Raw genomic sequence first — 18,759 nt, 5'->3', positions numbered from 1 at the left:
AAGCCTCATATTAATCGTTATCAATCTGTTACCACCTTGACGAAGTGCCTAGGTCGTGCCCATCCGCCGTGACGTCACCGTGTCCGGCCGGCTCGATCCTCGAGCGTGTCGGACCCTCGAACTAATGTTCGAGCCGATCGACGCACACACATCGTTCTCCGGGGGGAAACAATGAGCACTGCACACGTTCGTGACCTGATCGACTACATCGCCGCGGAACTACCTCCGGGCGCATGGCCACACTGGACGGAGGGCTGGCCGCGCGAGATCGAGGCCGGGCTGCTCGACGCGGCGTTCTCCGCCCGCGCCACCTACGGCACGCCGGCTTCCGGGGTGCGTGCCGTCATAGGGCGCTGGCGCGCGCACCGAGGCGTGCCGCTCGACGACCTCGAAGCCCTGTCCGAGTACGCCGACGACCCAGCGGAGCTGATCGCCGTGCTGGGCAACCGGCAGCGGGTCCCGGGCAACTACACCACCAAGGCGGAGGCCGTCGCACTTGCCGCCCGCTCGCTGGTCGCCGCCGGATGCAGGCAGTCCTCCGACTTGCGGGACGACGACGTGCTCCGCTCTGCACTCGTCCAGATCGCCGGTTTCGGCAGCGCCACATGGGAGTGCTTCGTGGTGCAACTCGGCCTACATACCCCCGAAAGCCGTTGCCTCCTACAGGATTTCGTCATCGACGCTGTTGCACCAGAGGTGGAGGTGACGAATGCGATGTCTGAGGAACTCCTCGCGGCCGCCGCCGTCCGTTTCGATGTCACCGCAGCCACCCTCTCCCACGCGATCTGGCGGTACCAGCGAGCTCAGCGACGGCTTACGGGTGCACGGTGAAGTACACCCGGGAGGTTCTCGAGCAGGCGGTCGCAGAATCGACGAGCGTGGCCGGCGTCATCCGTTTTCTCGGGCTACGCCCGTCCGGCGGAATGCAGGCACATTTGAGTCGCCGAATCCGGAAGTTCGGCATCGATACAACGCACTTTACGGGCCAGGCGCACACGAAAGGCAAACCGGCAAAGAACCGAATGACATGGGAGGAGATCCTGATTCGCCGCCCTCCCGGCAGCGCACGGGTTAAGCCACATCTTCTGCGCCGCGCCTTGATCGAAGCCGGAGTCCCCTACAAGTGCGCAATCTGCGGGCTGGACGCGGAGTGGTGCGGAAGCCCTTTAACTCTGCACGTCGACCACATCCGTGGAGACTCGCTCGACTCCCGTCCGGAGGAGGTCCGCTTCCTTTGTCCCAACTGTCACACACAGACTGCAACGTGGGCGGGACGCAACCGCAACTTCGGAAGCGCGTACCCCGACCTGTGAACCAGTGAAGTCTTCACCCGATGGCGTAGTCTGTCCTTCGCGCGCGAGTGGCGGAAGGGCAGACGCGCCACACTTAGGATGTGGTGTCCAATGGACGTGGGGGTTCGAATCCCCCCTCGCGCACGGTCCGGGTCGGTGTGGGCGTGTGACCGCGCCCATACCGCCCACCTCTCCTAGCAGGGCAATCACCGTTTCGGGTACCGTCGTCATCGTGTCCGGAAACCGTAGACGAAGCCGACCTGCACTCGTGCTGCTGGTGGTCGCCGGGGCTGTGACATGCCTCGCGCTGGGTTGGTGGCAGTGGGAGCGCTTCGAAGCGGTGGGGGGCAACGGTCAGAACCTCGGGTATGCGTTCCAGTGGCCTTTGTTCGCGGTGTTCTTCATCTACGCGTATCGGCGTTTCGTGCAGCTCGAGGACGCCGATTCGGCGGAGGCAGAGAAGGCAGCCGACGAGGTGCGGGAAATTCCGGCCGATGTGCTCCCCCCTCGTCCCACGGTCGACGCAGTCGCCGCCGAAGACGGTTCGGATGACCTCGAAATTCTCCAGGTTCAGCAGTACAACGAGTATCTCGCCGAGCTGGCAGCTCGCGAGAACGATAGGAGCACCACGTGAGCACGGGTCAGGACGAGACTGTGTCCGGTTCGGTCGTCGACGCGGACAAGCGTAAGAAGATCGCTCCCGCGCTGCTGCGCTACCGGGTTCTTGCCTATGCCACCGGTGTGTGGCTGCTCGTCCTCACAGCGGAAATGGTCGCCAAGTACATCTTCCAGGTCGAGAATCTGCCCACGTGGATTGCCGTAGTGCACGGTTGGGTGTACTTCGTCTACCTGCTGGTCACGCTGGATCTGGCAGTGAAGGTCCGCTGGCCCGCGGGTCGCACCGTCGGAACACTGCTCGCCGGGACCATTCCGTTCCTGTCGTTCTACGTGGAGCATCAGCGCACCAAGCAGGTCCGTTCCGACTTCGGGATCTGATCAGTGTTCGAATAGTCGGCGTTGATCAGCCGGTCACATGATGACCGGCTGACCTGTAATCACAGCGATCACGTAGACCAACCATCCGAGCGGTGTTTGCGGCACCATCATCGGAGACATGAAACCCTCCCGTCCACATTGGTCGTACCCGACGGGCGTCAGCTCTCGGCGAGCTTGGCCAGCGCGGGAATGAGCTGGGTCAGTGCGCGACCCCGATGTGAGGCCGCGTCCTTCTCCTCCGGCGACAACTGTGCTGCCGAGCGGCTGCTTCCTTCCGGCACGAACACCGGGTCGTAACCGAATCCTCCGTCACCGACCGGCTCGCGGGCAATAGTCCCCCGCCACTCACCGCGGACCACCGTCTCCTCCCCACCAGGCACCACCAGCGCGCACGCGGAGACGAACGCCGCTCCCCTACGGTCGTCGGGAACGTCACCGAGCTGCGCGAGGACCAGCGCCGTGTTGGCCTCGTCGCGGCCGTGCGTGCCGGACCACCGCGCCGACAACACGCCGGGCATGCCGTTCAGGGCATCCACTTCCAAGCCCGAATCATCTGCCACGCAAGCCAATCCGGTGGCCCGAGCCCCGTCGCGCGCCTTCGCCAGCGCGTTCTCCTCGAATGTCGCCCCTGTCTCGGGAGCTTCGGGATAAGAAGGTACGTCATCGAGACCGACCAATTCGACGCCCTGCACCCCCGCGGCGTCGAGTACTCGATGGAGCTCCCGGAGTTTCTTCGCGTTGCGGCTGGCCACGAGCACCCGTGTTCCCGGCACCGGACTAGCTCCCGAACTTTTTCTTCGGCACCACGACCTTGGGTTCGGGAAGGACGCCGGGATACGGCAGTTCCAGTGCCGTCTTCTGGATTTCGAACAATTGCTCGCAACCCGCCAGAGCCGAATCGAGAAGTTTGTCGAGGGTGCTGCGCGGGAAGGTGGCTCCTTCACCGGTGCCCTGGATCTCGACGAGAGTGCCCGTGTCGGTGGCCACCACGTTCATGTCGACCTCTGCTCTGGAATCCTCCTCGTAGGGCAGATCGAGTCGAACACGACCATCGACCACGCCGACACTCACCGCGGCGATTCCGCAGGAAATCGGTTGCGGATCTGCGAGCCGGCCTGCCGCCCGCAGATACGTGACTGCGTCGACCAGCGCGACATAGGCTCCGGTGACGGCGGCGGTGCGGGTTCCCCCGTCGGCTTGCAGGACATCGCAGTCGAGCGCGATGGTGTTCTCGCCGATGGCGGCGAGGTCGATGCACGCGCGGAGGGAACGGCCGATCAATCGGCTGATCTCCTGGGTCCGGCCACCCACCTTGCCCTTCACGGACTCACGTCCGCTGCGGGTGTGGGTGGCAGCGGGAAGCATCGCGTATTCAGCGGTCAGCCAGCCCAGCCCGGAGCCCTGACGCCACCGGGGCACGCCGTCCTCGACGCTTGCCGTGCACATCACTCTGGTGTTGCCGAATTCGACCAACACCGATCCTGCGGGGTGTGTGGTGAAGCCGCGGGTGATCTTGACCTCGCGGAGTTCGTCGTCCGCCCTACCGTCATCTCGTGTTGTCACAGCCGAAAGCCTAGTCGTCCGGTTCGAGAGCCCGGGCACACGGCTTCAGACGTCGTAGACGCCGCTCGCGGTCACCGCGTGAACGGGACCGGAGAACTCGGCCTTGGCCTCGGCGATCACATCTTCCCGCGAGGTCCAGGGTGGGATGTGGGTGAGCAGCAGTTCCCCGACCTCGGCGCGGCGGGCGACCTGGCCGGCTTCGGTGCCGGAGAGATGCACCCCCTTCGGCCGATCCGGGCTGTGCGTCCACGACGCCTCGGCGAGCAGGACGTCGGCCCCGCGGGCCAGTTCGACCACTTCTTCGCACATGCCGGTGTCACCGCTGTACACGAGAGTGCGGCCGATGCCGTCGGTCACGCGGAGTCCGTACGCCTCCGGCGGATGGTTCACGCGGCGGGCGGTGATGGTGAGGTCACCGAAGGTGACGGGAACGCCGTCCGCCCAGTGGCGCAGTTCGATCGTGTCGGAAATGTCGTCGATGTCGCCACCGCATTCCGCTGACGCCACTCCGATTCGGCGAGCGGTGTCAGACGGTCCGTAGACGAGGGCCCGACCTTCCGGCGGGTGCGGATGGTAGCGGCGCCAGACGAGCAGCCCGGGAAGGTCCAGGCAGTGATCGGCATGCAGGTGGGTGAGGAACACGGACACCTCACCGGGATCGGCGAATTTTTGGAGAGCACCGAGGACACCGGGCCCGAAGTCCATTACCAGCGGCGGAGTGTCCGGCGCCGTCAACAAATAGCCCGATGCGGGTGAGTCTGGTCCGGAGACGCTGCCTGAACACCCCAGGACGGTAATGCGCATACCCGCCATGCTGCCATGGCGACCCGTTGCCGAAAAAGCTTCCGGCGGAATTGGCGCGTCGACTTCACAACTGATGACCGACTGTGACCTAGCCGCGAGATTCGGGCGATGTTCGCCCAGGCAAGCCACCCTCGGTAGCCGCCTCCGACCGACTCTCGACTACTGCCGGGCCCGCCGTGGGCAACCGCCCGCTGCCGGGGGTGGTGACCCCGGCGGGCAACAGTCAGGTGAGGGAACGCGGCCCGACCGACTTCTGGGCGCGCTCCCTGCGGGCGTCCGCCGAGAGGGCCCAGGCGGCGAGCACTCCCCCGATCGCGCCGAAGAGGTGACCTTGCCAGGAGACGTGCGGCTGGCTGGGCAGTACGCCCCACAACATGCCGCCGTAGAAGACGAACACCACGACACCGAGCAGAATCTGGCCGAAATGCCGGGTGAACAGCCCGCGCACCAGGAGATACGCCAACCATCCGAAGATCAGAATGGAGGATCCGATGTGGTTGTCGAATGCGCCACCTGTCAGCCAGGTGCCGAGACCCCCGATCACCCAGATGATCCCGGTCGCCGCGAGTCCTCTGGCCACCCCGGACAGCAGCACGAGGAAACCGAGCACGATGAGGGGAATGGTATTGCCGATCAGATGATTCCAGTCGTCGTGTAAAACGGGCGCGAAGAGAATGCCCCACAGACCGTCTACCGATCGCGGCAGTACCCCGTTCCTCTCGAGGACCTCGCCCGAGACCACGTCGACGACCTCGATCGCGTACAGCAGGACGGTGAAGACGCCGATCACGACGGCCGACTGCAGCCACAGCGGCCGCTTCTGCTGCGGCTGCACCGGATCGATCGACGAAGTCATGCTCCACGCACCGTTCTCATCACGCCCACAGCTGCCCTTCCAGTGCTTCCTCGGCTTCTTCGACCGTACCGCCGTACGCGCCGGTGGACAGATATTTCCAGCCGCCGTCGGCCACGATGAAGGCGATGTCCGCGGCTCGTTCGGCCTTCACGGCCTTACGCGCGACTCCGAGTGCTGCGTGCAGGATGGCCCCGGTCGAGATACCGGCGAAAATCCCCTCCATCTCGATCAGCTCACGGGTCCGGCGTACCGCGTCGGCGGGGCCCACCGAGAATCGCGAGGTGAGCACCGCCTCGTCGTAGAGTTCGGGAACGAAACCCTCGTCGATGTTGCGGAGCCCGTACACCAGTTCTCCGTACCGCGGTTCCGCCGCGACGATTTCGATGCCGTCGACGTGTTCGCGTAGGAAGCGCCCGGTACCCATGAGCGTTCCAGTCGTGCCGAGCCCGGCCACGAAGTGAGTGATCTCGGGCAGGTCGCGCAGAATCTCGGGCCCGGTGGTGTCGTAATGCGCCTGTGCATTGGCGGGGTTGCCGTATTGGTAGAGCATCACCCACTCGGGATGCTCGGCGGCCAGTTCCTTGGCCACCGCGACGGCCTGGTTGGAGCCCCCGCGCGCGGGTGAGTCGATGATCTGTGCCCCGAACATGGTCAGAAGCTGACGGCGCTCCACGGACGTGTTCTCGGGCATCACGCAGATCAGTCGGTACCCCTTCAATTTCGCAGCCATTGCGAGGGAGATTCCGGTGTTGCCGCTGGTGGGTTCGAGGATGGTGGCGCCCGGCGCCAGCACCCCGTCCCGTTCGGCCTCTTCGATCATGCGCAGTGCAGGCCGGTCTTTCACCGAGCCCGTCGGGTTACGGTCCTCGAGTTTCGCCCACAACCGGACCGGGGCATCCCCGGTCCAGCGCGGCGACAACCGGGGCAGTCCGACGAGGGGTGTGTTCCCGAGCGTCTCGATCATCGACTCGAACCGGGCCATCGGCTGCGATCAACCTCCCGCGACGGCAGGGAGGATGGTGACCGAGTCTCCGTCGGCCACCTCGGTCTCGAGTCCGCCCGAGAATCGGACGTCCTCGTCGTTGACGTACACATTCACGAATCGGTGCAGACGTCCGTCGTTGATCAGGCGCTCCTTGATGCCGCCGTAGTTGACGTCGAGATCGTCGATGACGGCAGAGAGAGTGGGACCTGTTGCCTCTACTCGCTTTTCACCGCCGGTGTGCGCGCGGAGGATGGTAGGGATCGAAACGGTGACAGCCATGGTCAGCTCCTCGAGGTGTGGGATTTTCCGGCACGGACCCGTCCGTGGAGGACGGCGGGGTCACTTGTCGGGAACGTCTGCCACGGACGTGTGGGCGAACTTGTAACTTTGCACCACATCGACGGGTTCCTCGGTGACCTCGCCGTCGAGGATGCGGTAACTGCGGAGGTCGTGGCTGTCCGGGTTCCGCGTGGAGATCAGCACGTAGTGCGCATCCGGTTCGGACGCGAAGGAGATATCGGTTCTACTCGGATATGCCTCGGTGGCGGTATGCGAGTGGTAGATCACCACGGGAACCTCGTCGGCCTCCTCCATCGCCCGCCACACCCGAAGTTGCTCCCCCGAATCGAAGCGGTAGAACGTCGGAGACCGCTCCGCATTGATCATCGGAATGTGCCGTTCGGGGCGATCGGAGCCCTCGGGCCCCGCGATGACACCGCACGCCTCGTCCGGATGATCCGCCCGGGCATGCGCCACCATTGCGTCGACGAGATCCGCTCGAATCACCAACACGTCAGCCACCTCCGTGAGCGCCATCCTAAATGCGGACGGGCCGGTCGGCCACCGGCCCTCAGGAACGCAGTGCTGAGGGAAACAGTTCGCGGTAGGTGGGAATTCCCGCGACCGCGGTGGCACTCAGAACGGCATCGACGACGGCTCGCTCCACCACGTCTGCGGCGGCCGAACACACCGCGTCGAGAATGCGCAGGTCCGGCGGGAAGGCGTCCGGCACGCCCGCGAGGGGTCCGGTCCGGTGGTATCCCGTGGACACGGCGAAAATCGTGTCTCCGTCGAGGGGGGAATGCGCGGGACGAATCGCGCGGGCGAGCCCGTCGTGGCCCGCGACGGCGATGCGACGACACGCAGCCTTACCGAGGGCTGCGTCGGTGGCAACGACTCCGATGGTGGTGTTGAGGACCGTCCCCTTGGCCACGAGATCGTTGGCCGCAGACAGTTCGGCGGTGGCCGGTACGCGCAGCCCGAATGCGGCGGCGCCGGCGGTGGCGACTCCCCACGGAAGTCCGGTCCTGGGGTCGAAAACGGATCCGACGGGGTTCGCGACGATCAAGGCAGACACCGCGACGCCCTGGGCCGGGCCGTCGGTGATGACCACCCCGGCGGTGCCGACACCACCTTTCACAGCCCCCGCCCGCGCTCCCACCCCGGCGCCCACGGATCCGCAGAGCACCGACGACGAAGCGGAGTTCGATGCGAGGTAACCGAATTCGGCGGTGGGACGTCGAGTCCAGTCTCCCACCGGGAGGTCGAAGATGACCGCACCCGGCACTATCGGAACCACCTGACCCGGCTGACCCATGGCGATTCCGTGGCCGTGTTCCTCGAGCCAGCGCATGACGCCGTCCGCAGCGGCGAGACCGAAGGCGCTGCCGCCGGTCAGAAGGATCGCGTGAATCTTCTGCACGCTGTGACTGGGATCCAGGAGGTCCGTTTCCCGGGTGCCCGGCCCTCCGCCGCGGACGTCGACGGCCGCGGTGACGCCGTGCGGTGCCAGCATCACCGTGCATCCCGTCGCCGCACCGCGGCCGAGCGTGGCGTCGGAGTCCACTTCGTGGTGGTGGCCCACACGCAGTCCGACGACATCGACGAGAGAGTCGGTCCGTCCCGGCGTCGTCGAGGTCACGGAGCGAGTACCTGAACCAGCGAATCCTGCATCCACGTCAGCCAGTGATAGATGTCCAGATGGGGCGCGCGCGGATCGTCGGGATCCAGTTCGTCGGGCGTGTCCGCGTCGATGCCGAGGTTGGTACCCAATGCCAGCCGGACGTCGTTGAGCCCGCTCAGCCAGGCGTCGGCCTGTTCCGGCGTCAGCAGCACCTTGCCGCCGTTCTCCGGAACGGTGTGGAGGATGACGGAGCCGGCGGCCATCTTCGCGTCGATGATCTCCGGCTCGTGGAGTCCACGCAGCGCTCCGTTGATGTCCGCCTTCGCCTCCGCCCGCCCATCCGCGTCGTCCGGCGCGTCGGCACCGGGCCGATGGAAGTCCGGCAACAGCCGCGCGAGCACCTCCTCGTCGGGCGGTGTCGTGTGGCCGGTGCGCATCCCGGTGAGGGCGGCGAGTTCGTCCTCGGGAGCAGAACGGGCGCGTTCGTCGAGGAGGCCGAGGACGGAGGCGACCAGCGACCGCAACACCGTCGCCTCGTGGGCATCCATCTCCGACCGCAACTTCACGCCGCCGAGCGAGTTCTTCCTGGTCCACATCCGCACGTCGGGTACCGATTTCCTCACTGTCGAACGAATAGATCCCTGTCGAACGAATAGATCACTGTCGACTGGATACTTAGCTGCTGTCCCGCTGCATGGTGGCCCAGAGGCCCGCCGCATGCAGCTTGCGTACGTCGTTCTCGACCTTGTCCCGGGAACCGCTCGACACGACGGCCTTGCCTTCGGAGTGCACCTGCATCATCAGTTCCGTCGCCTTGGCCTTGCTGTATCCGAACAGCTTCTGGAATATGTAGGTGACGTAGTGCATGAGATTCACGGGGTCGTCCCACACCACGGTCACCCAGGGGCGATCGCTGACGTCCTCGACCTCGACGGCTTCCGATTCTGCAGGAGTGACCTGCGGCGATGCCGGCACGGCATCCACGAATGGTGCTGTCGTCGAGCGAGAAGCCATGACACCAGGGTACGACGAGCTCACATCCCGCGACACCGCGGCTTAGAGTGGCCGGGTGTCCCGAGACAGCAGCGCATTGTTCACCGATCAGTACGAGTTGACGATGCTGTCGGCGGCCCTCGCCGATGGTTCGGCGCATCGCCGGTGCAGTTTCGAGGTCTTCGCCCGGCGCCTGCCCGACGGTCGTCGGTACGGGGTGGTCGCCGGTACCTCGCGACTGCTCTCCGCCTTGGCGACCTTTCGTTTCGGGGACGCCGAGATCGATGTGGTCTCACGTTTCCTCGACGACGCGACCGTGGCGTGGCTGCGCACGTACCGCTTCACCGGGGACATCGACGGTTACCGCGAGGGCGAGCTCTATTTCCCCGGCTCGCCGATCCTCTCGGTGAGCGGAACGTTCGCCGAGTGCGTAGTGCTCGAAACGCTGATCCTGTCGATCCTCAACCACGACAGCGCGATAGCTTCGGCTGCCGCGCGGATGGTCAGCGCTGCAGACGGTCGCCCCATGATCGAGATGGGCTCGCGGCGCACACACGAGGAGTCTGCCGTCGCGGCGGCACGCGCCGCATACCTCGCGGGCTTCACCGCCACGTCCAATCTCGAGGCTGTACGCAGGCACGGTGTACCCGGCGCGGGTACCAGCGCACACGCGTTCACCCTGCTGCACACCACCGCGGACGGACCCGACGAGGCCGCCGCCTTCCGCGGTCAGGTGGCGGCGCTGGGTGTGGGAACCACCCTGCTCGTCGACACCTACGACATCACGAGTGGCGTGAAGACCGCCGTCGAGGTCGCGGGAACCGAATTGGGCGGCGTCCGGATCGACTCCGGCGACCTCGGTGTCCTGGCCCGTCAGGTTCGCCGACAACTCGACGACCTCGGCGCCACGAAGACCAAGATCGTCGTTTCCGGAGACCTCGACGAGTACGCCATCGCGGCGTTGCGCGCCGAACCGGTCGACGTGTACGGGGTGGGGACCGCGGTCGTCGTGGGCTCCGGTGCCCCCACCGCCGGAATGGTCTACAAGCTCGTCGAGGTGAACGGCATTCCCGTCGAGAAGCGAAGCAGTCTGAAAACGTCCCGGGGTGGCGCGAAGCGGGCGGTCCGCTTCGCCCGCGATACCGGGACCGTCGTGGAGGAAGTGATCTATCCGGCGCGCGCGCCCCGACCCGAACAGAACGGGCTCGAGGCCCGCGACCTGCTCGTTCCGCTGGTGCGCGGTGGCGAGGCCGTCGCGGACGCCGATACCCTGGAAGAGAGTCGATCGCTACTTGCGGCAGGCCTGGTAAGTCTGCCGTGGGAGGGGTTGAAGTTGTCCCACGGCGATCCGGCTGTCCCCACCCGGTTCGCCGACACCGACAGCCGCGCCATCCAGGGAAGGACGTTGTGAGCGACACCGAGAACATCCGAGCGCGCCGTGCGCTACTCGTCGTCGACGTGCAGAACGACTTCTGTGAGGGCGGGGCCCTTGCCGTCCAGGGCGGTTCCGCGGTCGCAGCCGCGATCAGCCGCTTCCTCGACACTGCCGTCTACGACGCTGTCGCCGCGACCATCGATCACCACATCGATCCGGGTCCCCACTTCGCCGACGAACCGGACTTCGTGGACACCTGGCCCGTGCACTGCAAAGTGGGTACGCCGGGAGTGGAATTTCATCCCGACCTGGACACGAGCCGTATCGCCACGGTTTTCTCCAAGGGAGAGTTCTCCGCGGCCTACTCCGGCTTCGAGGGCAGCAATCCCGAGGGCTGGGGACTCGAGAAGTGGTTGCACGACGCCGGGATCACCGACGTCGACATCGTCGGTATCGCCACCGATCACTGCGTGCGAGCCACGGCACTGGACGCAGCGAAGGCCGGGTTCACCACCCGGGTACTACTGCCCCTCACTGCGGGTGTCTCTCCGACGACCGTCGAGTTGGCGCTGACCGAGATGCGCGCCGCAGGCGTGCACCTGCAGGGCCGTGACCGAGACGCCTCTCGCGATGGCGGAGCGATTTCTGACGTAGGTCCCGAGTAACCTGCTCGGGTGCCCGAAAACCTTCCCAACGTCCCCGAGCTGTTGCGCATGGCGGTGCGATCGCTGGGTGGTGCAGAACGATCGAACCAGCTCACGATGGCGTCGGCCGTCGCGCATTCGATCGACACCGGGGAGCATCTGGCCGTGCAAGCCGGAACCGGCACCGGCAAGTCGCTGGCCTACCTGGTGCCGAGCGTGCGGTATGCGGTGCAGAGTGGGAAGACGGTGGTTGTCTCGACGGCCACCATCGCACTGCAACGCCAGCTGATCGATCGCGACATGCCGCGTCTCGCCGACGCCCTCGAGGACTCTCTCGGCAGGCGGCCGCACTTCGCGATCCTCAAGGGGCGCAACAACTATCTGTGCATGAACAAGATCCACACGGGAGCCGCCGACGAACCGCCGACGGACGAGCTGTTCGACCCCTTCGCGGTCTCACGCCTCGGCCGGGAGGTGCAGCGGCTCACCGAGTGGTCCTCGGAAACCGACACCGGTGACCGCGACGATCTGGCCCCCGGCGTCAGCGACAAAGCGTGGCGGCAGGTCAGCGTCACCGCGCGCGAATGCCTCGGCAAGTCCCGGTGCCCGGTCGGTGAGGACTGCTTCGCCGAGCGTGCCCGCTCGGAGGCGTCCCAGGTAGACGTCGTCGTCACCAATCACGCGCTGCTGGCCATCGACGCCATCACGGGAATTGCGATCCTCCCCGAGCACGACGTCGTGGTCATCGACGAGGCCCACGAGTTGGTGGATCGCGTCACGAATGTCGCCACCGCCGAACTCGCCGCATCGACGATCAGCGCCGCAGCCCGCCGGTGCACCAAACTGGTCGAGGAGCAGGACGCGGATCGCCTCGAAGCAGCAGGCGAGGGATGGGCGGCGCTTCTCGAGGAACTACGACCGGAGCGGTGGGAGGCGCTGCCACCGGGTGCGGCACCTGCGCTCGCTGCTGTCCGTGACGCCGCCTGGTCACTGCGCACAGCCATCGGTCCGTCACGTCCGGGCATGGCGCTGAGCGATCCCGAGGCCGCCGCCGCACGTAACACCGCCCTGGCAGCGGTGGAGGAAGTGCACGACAGCGCCGTCCGGGTGCTCAGCGCGTTCGACGAGCCGGATCCCGCCCAGCGACGGGACGTCGTCTGGCTGGCCGCGGACGACAATCGGGGTTCGGTCCGGCGGGTCGTGCGGATGGCTCCGTTGTCTGTGGGCGGCCTCCTACGGTCGCGGCTGTTCGCCGAGTCGACGGTGGTCCTCACGTCCGCCACTCTCACGGTCGGCGGCTCCTTCGACGGTCTGGCGGTCAACTGGGGACTTCCGGCCGAATCGTCCGTCGTCATCGATCCGGCATTGGCCACCGGCACCGAGGCACCGTCGGACGCGGGCACTCTGAAATGGAATGCGCTGGACGTCGGCTCGCCGTTCGATCACGCACGCGCCGGAATTCTCTACATCGCCAAGCACCTTCCGCCGCCGGGTCGCGACGGTCTGGTTCCCTCCTACCTCGACGAGATCGCCGAACTGGTCGCCGCTGCCGGCGGACGCACACTCGGCCTGTTCTCCTCGATGCGCGCGGCCAAGGCGGCCGCCGAGGCCATGCGTGAGCGTCTCGACACTCCCGTCCTCTGCCAAGGTGACGACTCCACCGGAGCCCTGGTCCGAGCCTTCGCCGGCGACGAACCGACATCCCTGTTCGGCACGCTGTCACTGTGGCAGGGCGTCGACGTGCCGGGCCCGTCCCTCAGTCTCGTCATCCTCGACCGCATTCCCTTCCCGCGCCCCGACGACCCCCTACTGGTGGCTCGGCAGAAGGCTGTGGAGTCTCGTGGAGGAAACGGATTTCTCTCGGTGGCGGCCAACCACGCCGCACTGCTCCTCGCCCAGGGAGTGGGCCGCTTGCTGCGCAGCGTCGACGACAAAGGTGTTGTCGCCGTGCTGGATCCACGTCTCGCGACTGCACGATACTCCGGGTATCTCCGCGCGTCGCTGCCGCCGTTCTGGGAGACGTCCGACCCCGAGGTCGTGCGCAAGGCCCTGGGCAGAATTCGGGACTCGCGTAGTTGATCGGCAGACCGGACTCGCGCAGACGCCGGGACCGTCCACACCTATGCTCGTCCGATGGCCTCAGCGATCTCCGTCCGAGCACTGACCAAAAAATTCGGTGACGTCCTCGCCCTCGACGGCCTCGATCTGACAGTGCAGCCCGGCGAGGTGCACGGTCTGCTGGGACCCGGCGGTTCCGGCAAGACCACCACGATCCGGATACTGCTCGGATTGCTCCGCCCCGGCGGTGGCACGGCCAGGGTGCTCGGTCGGGATCCGTGGCGGAACTCGGTCTCCTTACACAGGCGCGTCGCGTACGTGCCGGGCGAGGTGACGCTCTGGCCCGGCCTCACGGGCGGGCAAGCGATCGACGTCCTCGGCCGGCTCCGCGGCGGCCTCGACCCGACCCGATGTCGATCGCTGATCGAACGTTTCGGTCTCGACCCGACGCGCAAGAGCCGCACCTATTCGAAAGGTGATCGCCAGAAGATCGCACTCGTGGCGGCGCTCGCCGCCGAGGCCGAACTGCTCGTCCTCGACGAACCGACGTCCGCGCTGGATCCGATGCTCGCAGCGGTCTTTCGAGAGTGCGTCGCCGAGTTCGCGGCCTGCGGAGGCACGGTGTTGTTGTCGGGCCACAGCCTCGCCGAGATCGACACTCTGTGTAGCGCCGTCACCATTGTTCGCGCCGGCCGCACCGTGCAGGCGGGGAAGCTGTCGGATCTGCGCCGGTGTCACCGAACCACCGTCACCGCCACCACTCGAATTCGACCGCACCCCATCGGCCATGTGCCGGGAGTCCACAATCTGCGCGGCGGCGACGACCCCCACACGGTCACCTTCGACGTCGACCCGGAACAACTCGATCCGGTTCTCACCACCCTGACCGGGTTGGGGATCGTCTCGATCGTCGCGAACCCGCCGACACTCGAGGACGTGTTCCGTCGCGAGAACCGCGAGGAGGCCAAGGTACTGGCCGGCGGACAGTCCCGGTGAGCCGGCTGAGCGGCACCGGGGTTCTCGCCGAACTGGCGGTCCGAACCGACCGGGTTCGACTTCCCGTGTGGACGGTCGCCATCGTCGGGCTCACCGTCCTCGTTGCGTGGAGTTGCTCGACGACCTACCCGACCGCCGTTGCCCGGCAGGCCCGGGCCGCGCTATTCTCCTCCCCCGCCGCGACAGCCCTCGCCGGTCCCGGATACGGACTGGACCACTACACGCTCGGCGCGATGGTGGCCAACGAGGTCGCCGGGATGGCGATGGTGGCGGCAGCCGTCATGTCCGTGCTGCTCGTGACCCGACATCTACGCGGCGAAGAGGAGTGCGGACGCCTCGAGTTGGTGCATACCGGTGTCGTCGGACGCTATGCAAGTATCACGGCCGGTCTGATTTCCGCTGCGCTCGCCAACGTCTTCGTCGGTCTGCTTCTCGTGATCGGACTTCTGGCGGTGGGGCTTCCGCCGGTCGGGTCACTCACCATGTCGGCCGGGGTCCTGGTGGTGGGTCTCGTGTTCACGGCGTTCTCCGCGCTCGCATCCCAGTTCACCGAGCATGCCCGCACGGCGAGCGGTGCCGGCATCGCCGCGATCGGCGTCGCCGTTGCGCTCCGCGCAGTGGGCGATGTCCGGCACGAGCACAGTGGCAGCCTTCTCACCTGGGTGTCGCCGCTCGGATGGTCACAAGCAACCCGTGCCTACGTCGACGACCGATGGTGGCCACTGCTGATCGGACTCGCCGCCTCAGTGGTCTTCGCGGCGGGCGCGTACGCCGCCGTCGACCAGCGTGACGTCGGTTCCGGACTGTTCCCACCCCGGCGCGGTCACGCTCGAGCAGCCCCGTCCCGCGCGGCAATTACGGCTCTGGCAGCACGAGGTCTGCAAGCTCAGGCCCTCGTGTGGGGTCTGGGAGTATTCGCGCTGTCGCTCCCCCTGGGAATCCTCGGTCAACACGGGAAGGTGCTGCCCGCACGCACGACCGTCGACGAGGTATCGGCTCATCACCTGGTAATTCTGGCGGGACTGGCCGCGGCGTACGCCGTGGCTGCGTTCACATCGATATCCGTGCAGGAATCATCCGGCAGGACCGACGAGGCCGTGGCCGCAGCGGGGTCGCGCACGAGGTGGTTCGCGAGCCATGTGCTGATCATCGCCGGTGCGGCCGCCACGATCACTCTGGCCGCGGGCATCGGATCGAGCCTCACCTCGGCCGCTCCAATCGGGGCTGCTCTGAACGTCCTACCCGCACTGTTCCTGATGGTCGGCCTGGGCGCAGCCGTGTACGGGCTCGTCCCGCGGGCGTTGCCTCTGTTGTGGTCGTACCTCGGTTACGTTCTGGTCGCCGCACTGTTCACCCATGTGCTTCCGGAGAGGTTCGGGGTGCTGTCTCCGTTCCACCACACTCCGAACCTGCCGGCCGCGTCCTTGCTCCCGCCGTTCGTGCTTCTCGTGTCCGCGACTGTCCTGGTTCTCGCCGGCGCCGCCGGTTTCCGCCACCGGGACGTCGGCCGCCGCCAGCTACATACTCGGAACCGCCACCAGGCCTAGCTCTGAGGGGTCGACGAGCAGCCTGTGCTTCGGGAGCACTCGCACCGTGTAGCCGACGGACCCCGACAGCGGAAGGGGGGTGTCTGCGACGAACAATTCCGTGGCACCGTCGGACCCGTCGTGCGTCATCGGAACGGTGACGATGTCGCTGAGCTCCTCGTCCAGATCCGTCTTTCCGATGACGGCCTGCACGGTGACATCCTCGACGGACAACGCACCGAGTCGGATATGGGCGCGCAGCACCAGGTTGGCGCCGATCTCCGGGGTGTCGGGAAGTCCCTCGCCGTCCACCTGCAACACCGCAACCGACGGCCAGGCGGCCTCGACGCGATGCCGGAACTCGGCCAGCTCGCGGGCGCCCGCGTAACCGTCGGCCGCCACCGTACGCGCCGAATCCGCTGCAGGCGCGTAGTACTGGACGGCGTAGTCACGCACCATTCGCGAGGCCAGCACCTTGGGGCCCAAGTTCTGCAGGGTGTGCCGGACCATCTCTACCCAGTGCACGGGCAAACCGTCCGGACCGCGGTCGTAGAACCTCGGCAGCACTGCCCGCTCGAGCAGTTCGTACAGTGCGCTGGCTTCCAGGTCGTCCCGGCGCGCCTCGTCGACGACCCCGTCCGCGGTCGGGATGGCCCAGCCGTTCTCGCCGTCGAACATCTCGTCCCACCACCCGTCCCGGATCGACAGGTTCAGTCCACCGTTCAACGCAGATTTCATCCCCGACGTCCCGCAGGCCTCCAGTGGGCGCAGCGGATTGTTGAGCCACACGTCGCAACCCCAATACAGATACCGGGCCATCGACATGTCGTAGTCGGGCAGGAACACGATCCGATGCCGCACGTCCGCTGCGTCGGCGAACCGCACGATCTGCTGGATGAGAGCCTTGCCCCCGTCGTCAGCCGGGTGACTCTTCCCCGCGACCACCAGCTGGACCGGCCGCTTCTCGTCGAGGAGCAGTGCGCGCAGCCGGTCGGGATCGCGCAGCATCAGGGTGAGCCGCTTGTACGTGGGGACCCGGCGGGCGAAGCCGACGGTGAGGACACCCGGATCGAAGACTTGGTCGGTCCATCCCAATTCTGCGGAGGTTGCGCCGCGCTCGATCCAGGACGCCCGCACGCGTCGTCGTACCTCCTCGACCAGTTTGGTGCGGAGGCTGTTGCGCGTGGACCACAGCTCGTCGGCGGACAGTTCTTGCAATCGTTCCCACCCCTTGGCCTCCTCCACCAGCTCGGGTCCGAGGATGCGGGTGGCGAGATCGACCCATTCCGGTGCCGCCCAGGTGGGGGCGTGGACACCGTTGGTCACCGAACCGATCGGGACCTCGTCGGCGTCGAAGTTCGGCCACAGTGGCCGGAACATGGCGCGACTGACGATTCCGTGCAGTTTCGACACTCCGTTGGCACGCTGGCCGAGGCGCAGACCCATGTGCGCCATGTTGAATACCGACGGATCCGGCTCGCTGCCGAGGCCAATGATGCGATCCATCGTCAGCCCGGGGAGCAGCGCAGATTCGTTCTCGGCGTTGTCCCCGCCGAAGTAGTGCCGGACCAGGTCCGCGGGGAATCTGTCGATTCCGGCCGGAACAGGCGTATGCGTCGTGAAGACGGTGCCCGCGCGCACGGTGGCCAGTGCTTCGTCGAAAGCAAGTCCCGCACCGGTCACCAACTCGCGGATTCGCTCGAGTCCGAGGAACCCGGCGTGTCCTTCGTTCATGTGGAAGACCAAGGGATCGGGCAGACCGTACGCCTGAGTGTATGCCCGCACCGCGCGGACCCCTCCGATACCGGCCAGGATTTCCTGCTTGATCCGGTGATCCTGGTCGCCGCCGTACAGCCTGTCCGTGACCCCACGCATCTCGGCGTCGTTCTCGGCGATGTCGGAGTCGAGCAGCAGCAGCGGTACCCGGCCCACCTGAGCGATCCATACCCGGGCGCGCAACACTCGGCCACCGGGCACCGCAACGTGAACGAGGATGGGAGAGGCAGTTCCGGCGTCCGGACCCGACTCCGTCAGCAAACGCAGCGGCAATCCCTGCGGGTCGTAGGCCGGGTAGTGCTCGGACTGCCAGCCGTCCGCGGTCAGCGACTGCCGGAAGTACCCCGATCGGTACAGCAGGCCCACACCGATCAGCGGAAGACCCAGATCGGACGCCGCCTTCAGGTGATCACCGGCAAGAATGCCCAGCCCGCCGGAGTAATTGGGCAGCACTTCGCTGACACCGAACTCCATTGAGAAGTAGGCGATCCCACCACCGAGCGAAACGCCTTTCGCCTGCTGATTCTGGTACCAGCGCGGCCGGGACAGGTACTGGTCGAGATCGGCGGCGGCGGCGTCGAGGCGGGCGAGGAAGGGGACGTCCTCGGCCAGCTCGTCCAAGCGAGCCGGCTCGACTTCACCGAGCATCCGGATGGGGTCGTACTGCACGCGCCGCCACAGGTCCTCGTCCAGCAGCGAAAAGAGCTCTTGCGTGGCCGTATGCCACGACCAGCGGAGATTCGTCGACAGCGGGCCGAGCGCGGCGAGACGCTCGGGAAGGTGGGCTCGGACAGTGAACCGACGCAAGGCTTTCACTTCGCGAACAATAATGCACTTCCGGCCGGGTGGTGTCGTGTCGCGGGATGCGAGCGAGTTCGGCCGACCTGCCGCGGCGCGCGGCCCAGTCTCCAAGCCCCTCCCGCGGGGCGCTGTCGCCAACTGGGACAGGGACCGGTCTGCTCCATTACGGTTGAAACCGGCGGCGGAACGAA

20 protein-coding genes and 1 tRNA gene are annotated in these 18,759 nt (G+C 66.6%); 10 read left to right on the top strand and 11 right to left on the bottom strand.

Annotation, left to right across the window (positions count from 1 at the left end):
- The first annotated feature begins 171 nt into the window (after positions 1 to 171).
- The 5 genes from ACH49N_RS15975 to ACH49N_RS15955 all read left to right on the top strand — a co-directional run bounded on the left by ACH49N_RS15975 (position 172) and on the right by ACH49N_RS15955 (position 2,288).
- Positions 172 to 831: a hypothetical protein gene (locus ACH49N_RS15975; RefSeq protein ID WP_358277805.1), complete on the top strand. Its 660-nt coding sequence runs from the start codon at positions 172 to 174 to the stop codon at positions 829 to 831.
- Positions 828 to 1,313 carry an HNH endonuclease gene (locus ACH49N_RS15970; RefSeq protein WP_249353841.1) on the top strand — a complete coding sequence of 162 codons (486 nt, stop codon included), beginning with the start codon at positions 828 to 830 and terminating at the stop codon, positions 1,311 to 1,313. The genes ACH49N_RS15975 and ACH49N_RS15970 overlap by 4 nt, the downstream gene beginning before the upstream one ends.
- 41 nt (positions 1,314 to 1,354) lie before the next feature.
- Positions 1,355 to 1,436: transfer RNA gene (locus tag ACH49N_RS15965), tRNA-Leu, on the top strand.
- 88 nt (positions 1,437 to 1,524) lie between these two features.
- The gene (locus ACH49N_RS15960) at positions 1,525 to 1,926 is read left to right on the top strand and encodes a transcriptional regulator (RefSeq protein ID WP_358277803.1); all 402 of its coding nucleotides are present in this window, start codon (positions 1,525 to 1,527) and stop codon (positions 1,924 to 1,926) included.
- A complete protein-coding gene (locus ACH49N_RS15955) occupies positions 1,923 to 2,288 on the top strand; it encodes a DUF3817 domain-containing protein (RefSeq protein WP_109328772.1) in 366 nt (121 codons plus the stop codon). Before ACH49N_RS15960 ends, ACH49N_RS15955 begins: the two co-directional genes overlap by 4 nt.
- 158 nt (positions 2,289 to 2,446) lie before the next feature.
- Here ACH49N_RS15955 and rdgB read toward each other — a convergent pair whose 3' ends face one another.
- The 10 genes from rdgB to clpS all read right to left on the bottom strand — a co-directional run bounded on the left by rdgB (position 2,447) and on the right by clpS (position 9,413).
- Complete coding sequence (rdgB, locus tag ACH49N_RS15950; RefSeq protein WP_358277801.1) at positions 2,447 to 3,061, bottom strand: RdgB/HAM1 family non-canonical purine NTP pyrophosphatase; 615 nt, start codon at positions 3,059 to 3,061, stop codon at positions 2,447 to 2,449.
- 4 nt (positions 3,062 to 3,065) lie between these two features.
- A complete protein-coding gene (gene rph, locus ACH49N_RS15945) occupies positions 3,066 to 3,851 on the bottom strand; it encodes a ribonuclease PH (protein WP_159921260.1) in 786 nt (261 codons plus the stop codon).
- Between the two features lie 45 nt (positions 3,852 to 3,896).
- Entirely contained in the window at positions 3,897 to 4,655 is a 759-nt protein-coding gene (locus ACH49N_RS15940; protein WP_358277799.1) for a cyclic nucleotide-degrading phosphodiesterase, read from the bottom strand.
- A 223-nt stretch (positions 4,656 to 4,878) separates the two neighbouring features.
- Positions 4,879 to 5,511: a rhomboid family intramembrane serine protease gene (locus tag ACH49N_RS15935; protein WP_159921256.1), complete on the bottom strand. Its 633-nt coding sequence runs from the start codon at positions 5,509 to 5,511 to the stop codon at positions 4,879 to 4,881.
- 19 nt (positions 5,512 to 5,530) lie between these two features.
- Positions 5,531 to 6,493: a cysteine synthase gene (locus tag ACH49N_RS15930; protein ID WP_358277797.1), complete on the bottom strand. Its 963-nt coding sequence runs from the start codon at positions 6,491 to 6,493 to the stop codon at positions 5,531 to 5,533.
- A 9-nt stretch (positions 6,494 to 6,502) separates the two neighbouring features.
- A complete protein-coding gene (locus ACH49N_RS15925) occupies positions 6,503 to 6,775 on the bottom strand; it encodes a MoaD family protein (RefSeq protein ID WP_109328760.1) in 273 nt (90 codons plus the stop codon).
- A 60-nt stretch (positions 6,776 to 6,835) separates the two neighbouring features.
- Complete coding sequence (locus tag ACH49N_RS15920) at positions 6,836 to 7,312, bottom strand: Mov34/MPN/PAD-1 family protein (RefSeq protein ID WP_201453551.1); 477 nt, start codon at positions 7,310 to 7,312, stop codon at positions 6,836 to 6,838.
- Positions 7,313 to 7,346: 34 nt separating this feature from the next.
- Positions 7,347 to 8,417, bottom strand: a complete 1,071-nt coding sequence (locus ACH49N_RS15915; RefSeq protein WP_358277794.1) for a P1 family peptidase — start codon at positions 8,415 to 8,417, stop codon at positions 7,347 to 7,349.
- The gene (locus tag ACH49N_RS15910) at positions 8,414 to 9,001 is read right to left on the bottom strand and encodes a DUF2017 domain-containing protein (RefSeq protein WP_109328756.1); all 588 of its coding nucleotides are present in this window, start codon (positions 8,999 to 9,001) and stop codon (positions 8,414 to 8,416) included. Before ACH49N_RS15910 ends, ACH49N_RS15915 begins: the two co-directional genes overlap by 4 nt.
- Before the next feature lie 73 nt (positions 9,002 to 9,074).
- Positions 9,075 to 9,413 (bottom strand): ATP-dependent Clp protease adapter ClpS, encoded by a 339-nt coding sequence (clpS, locus tag ACH49N_RS15905; RefSeq protein WP_159921250.1) that lies wholly within the window; start codon positions 9,411 to 9,413, stop codon positions 9,075 to 9,077.
- A gap of 55 nt (positions 9,414 to 9,468) precedes the next feature.
- On the opposite strand from clpS, the gene ACH49N_RS15900 reads away from it, so the two are divergent.
- Genes ACH49N_RS15900 through ACH49N_RS15880 form a run of 5 tightly spaced genes read left to right on the top strand, consistent with a single transcriptional unit; the run spans position 9,469 to position 16,012 of the window.
- Entirely contained in the window at positions 9,469 to 10,803 is a 1,335-nt protein-coding gene (locus ACH49N_RS15900; protein WP_358277792.1) for a nicotinate phosphoribosyltransferase, read from the top strand.
- Positions 10,800 to 11,432 carry a nicotinamidase gene (locus ACH49N_RS15895; protein ID WP_358277790.1) on the top strand — a complete coding sequence of 211 codons (633 nt, stop codon included), beginning with the start codon at positions 10,800 to 10,802 and terminating at the stop codon, positions 11,430 to 11,432. The genes ACH49N_RS15900 and ACH49N_RS15895 overlap by 4 nt, the downstream gene beginning before the upstream one ends.
- A 9-nt stretch (positions 11,433 to 11,441) precedes the next feature.
- Positions 11,442 to 13,490: an ATP-dependent DNA helicase gene (locus ACH49N_RS15890; protein ID WP_358277788.1), complete on the top strand. Its 2,049-nt coding sequence runs from the start codon at positions 11,442 to 11,444 to the stop codon at positions 13,488 to 13,490.
- A 54-nt stretch (positions 13,491 to 13,544) separates the two neighbouring features.
- Complete coding sequence (locus ACH49N_RS15885; RefSeq protein WP_358277786.1) at positions 13,545 to 14,465, top strand: ABC transporter ATP-binding protein; 921 nt, start codon at positions 13,545 to 13,547, stop codon at positions 14,463 to 14,465.
- The gene (locus ACH49N_RS15880) at positions 14,462 to 16,012 is read left to right on the top strand and encodes an anibiotic ABC transporter (RefSeq protein ID WP_358277784.1); all 1,551 of its coding nucleotides are present in this window, start codon (positions 14,462 to 14,464) and stop codon (positions 16,010 to 16,012) included. The genes ACH49N_RS15885 and ACH49N_RS15880 overlap by 4 nt, the downstream gene beginning before the upstream one ends.
- On the opposite strand, the gene glgP is transcribed toward ACH49N_RS15880, so the two are convergent.
- Complete coding sequence (gene glgP, locus ACH49N_RS15875; RefSeq protein WP_358277782.1) at positions 15,983 to 18,583, bottom strand: alpha-glucan family phosphorylase; 2,601 nt, start codon at positions 18,581 to 18,583, stop codon at positions 15,983 to 15,985. The genes ACH49N_RS15880 and glgP overlap by 30 nt on opposite strands.
- Positions 18,584 to 18,759 lie beyond the last annotated feature (176 nt).

It is taken from the genome of Rhodococcus sp. NPDC019647 (assembly GCF_044389235.1).
GTDB lineage: Bacteria > Actinomycetota > Actinomycetes > Mycobacteriales > Mycobacteriaceae > Rhodococcus_F > Rhodococcus_F oxybenzonivorans.
Note: the sequence above shows the minus strand (reverse complement) of the source record. Positions and strands in the feature narration are given on the sequence as shown.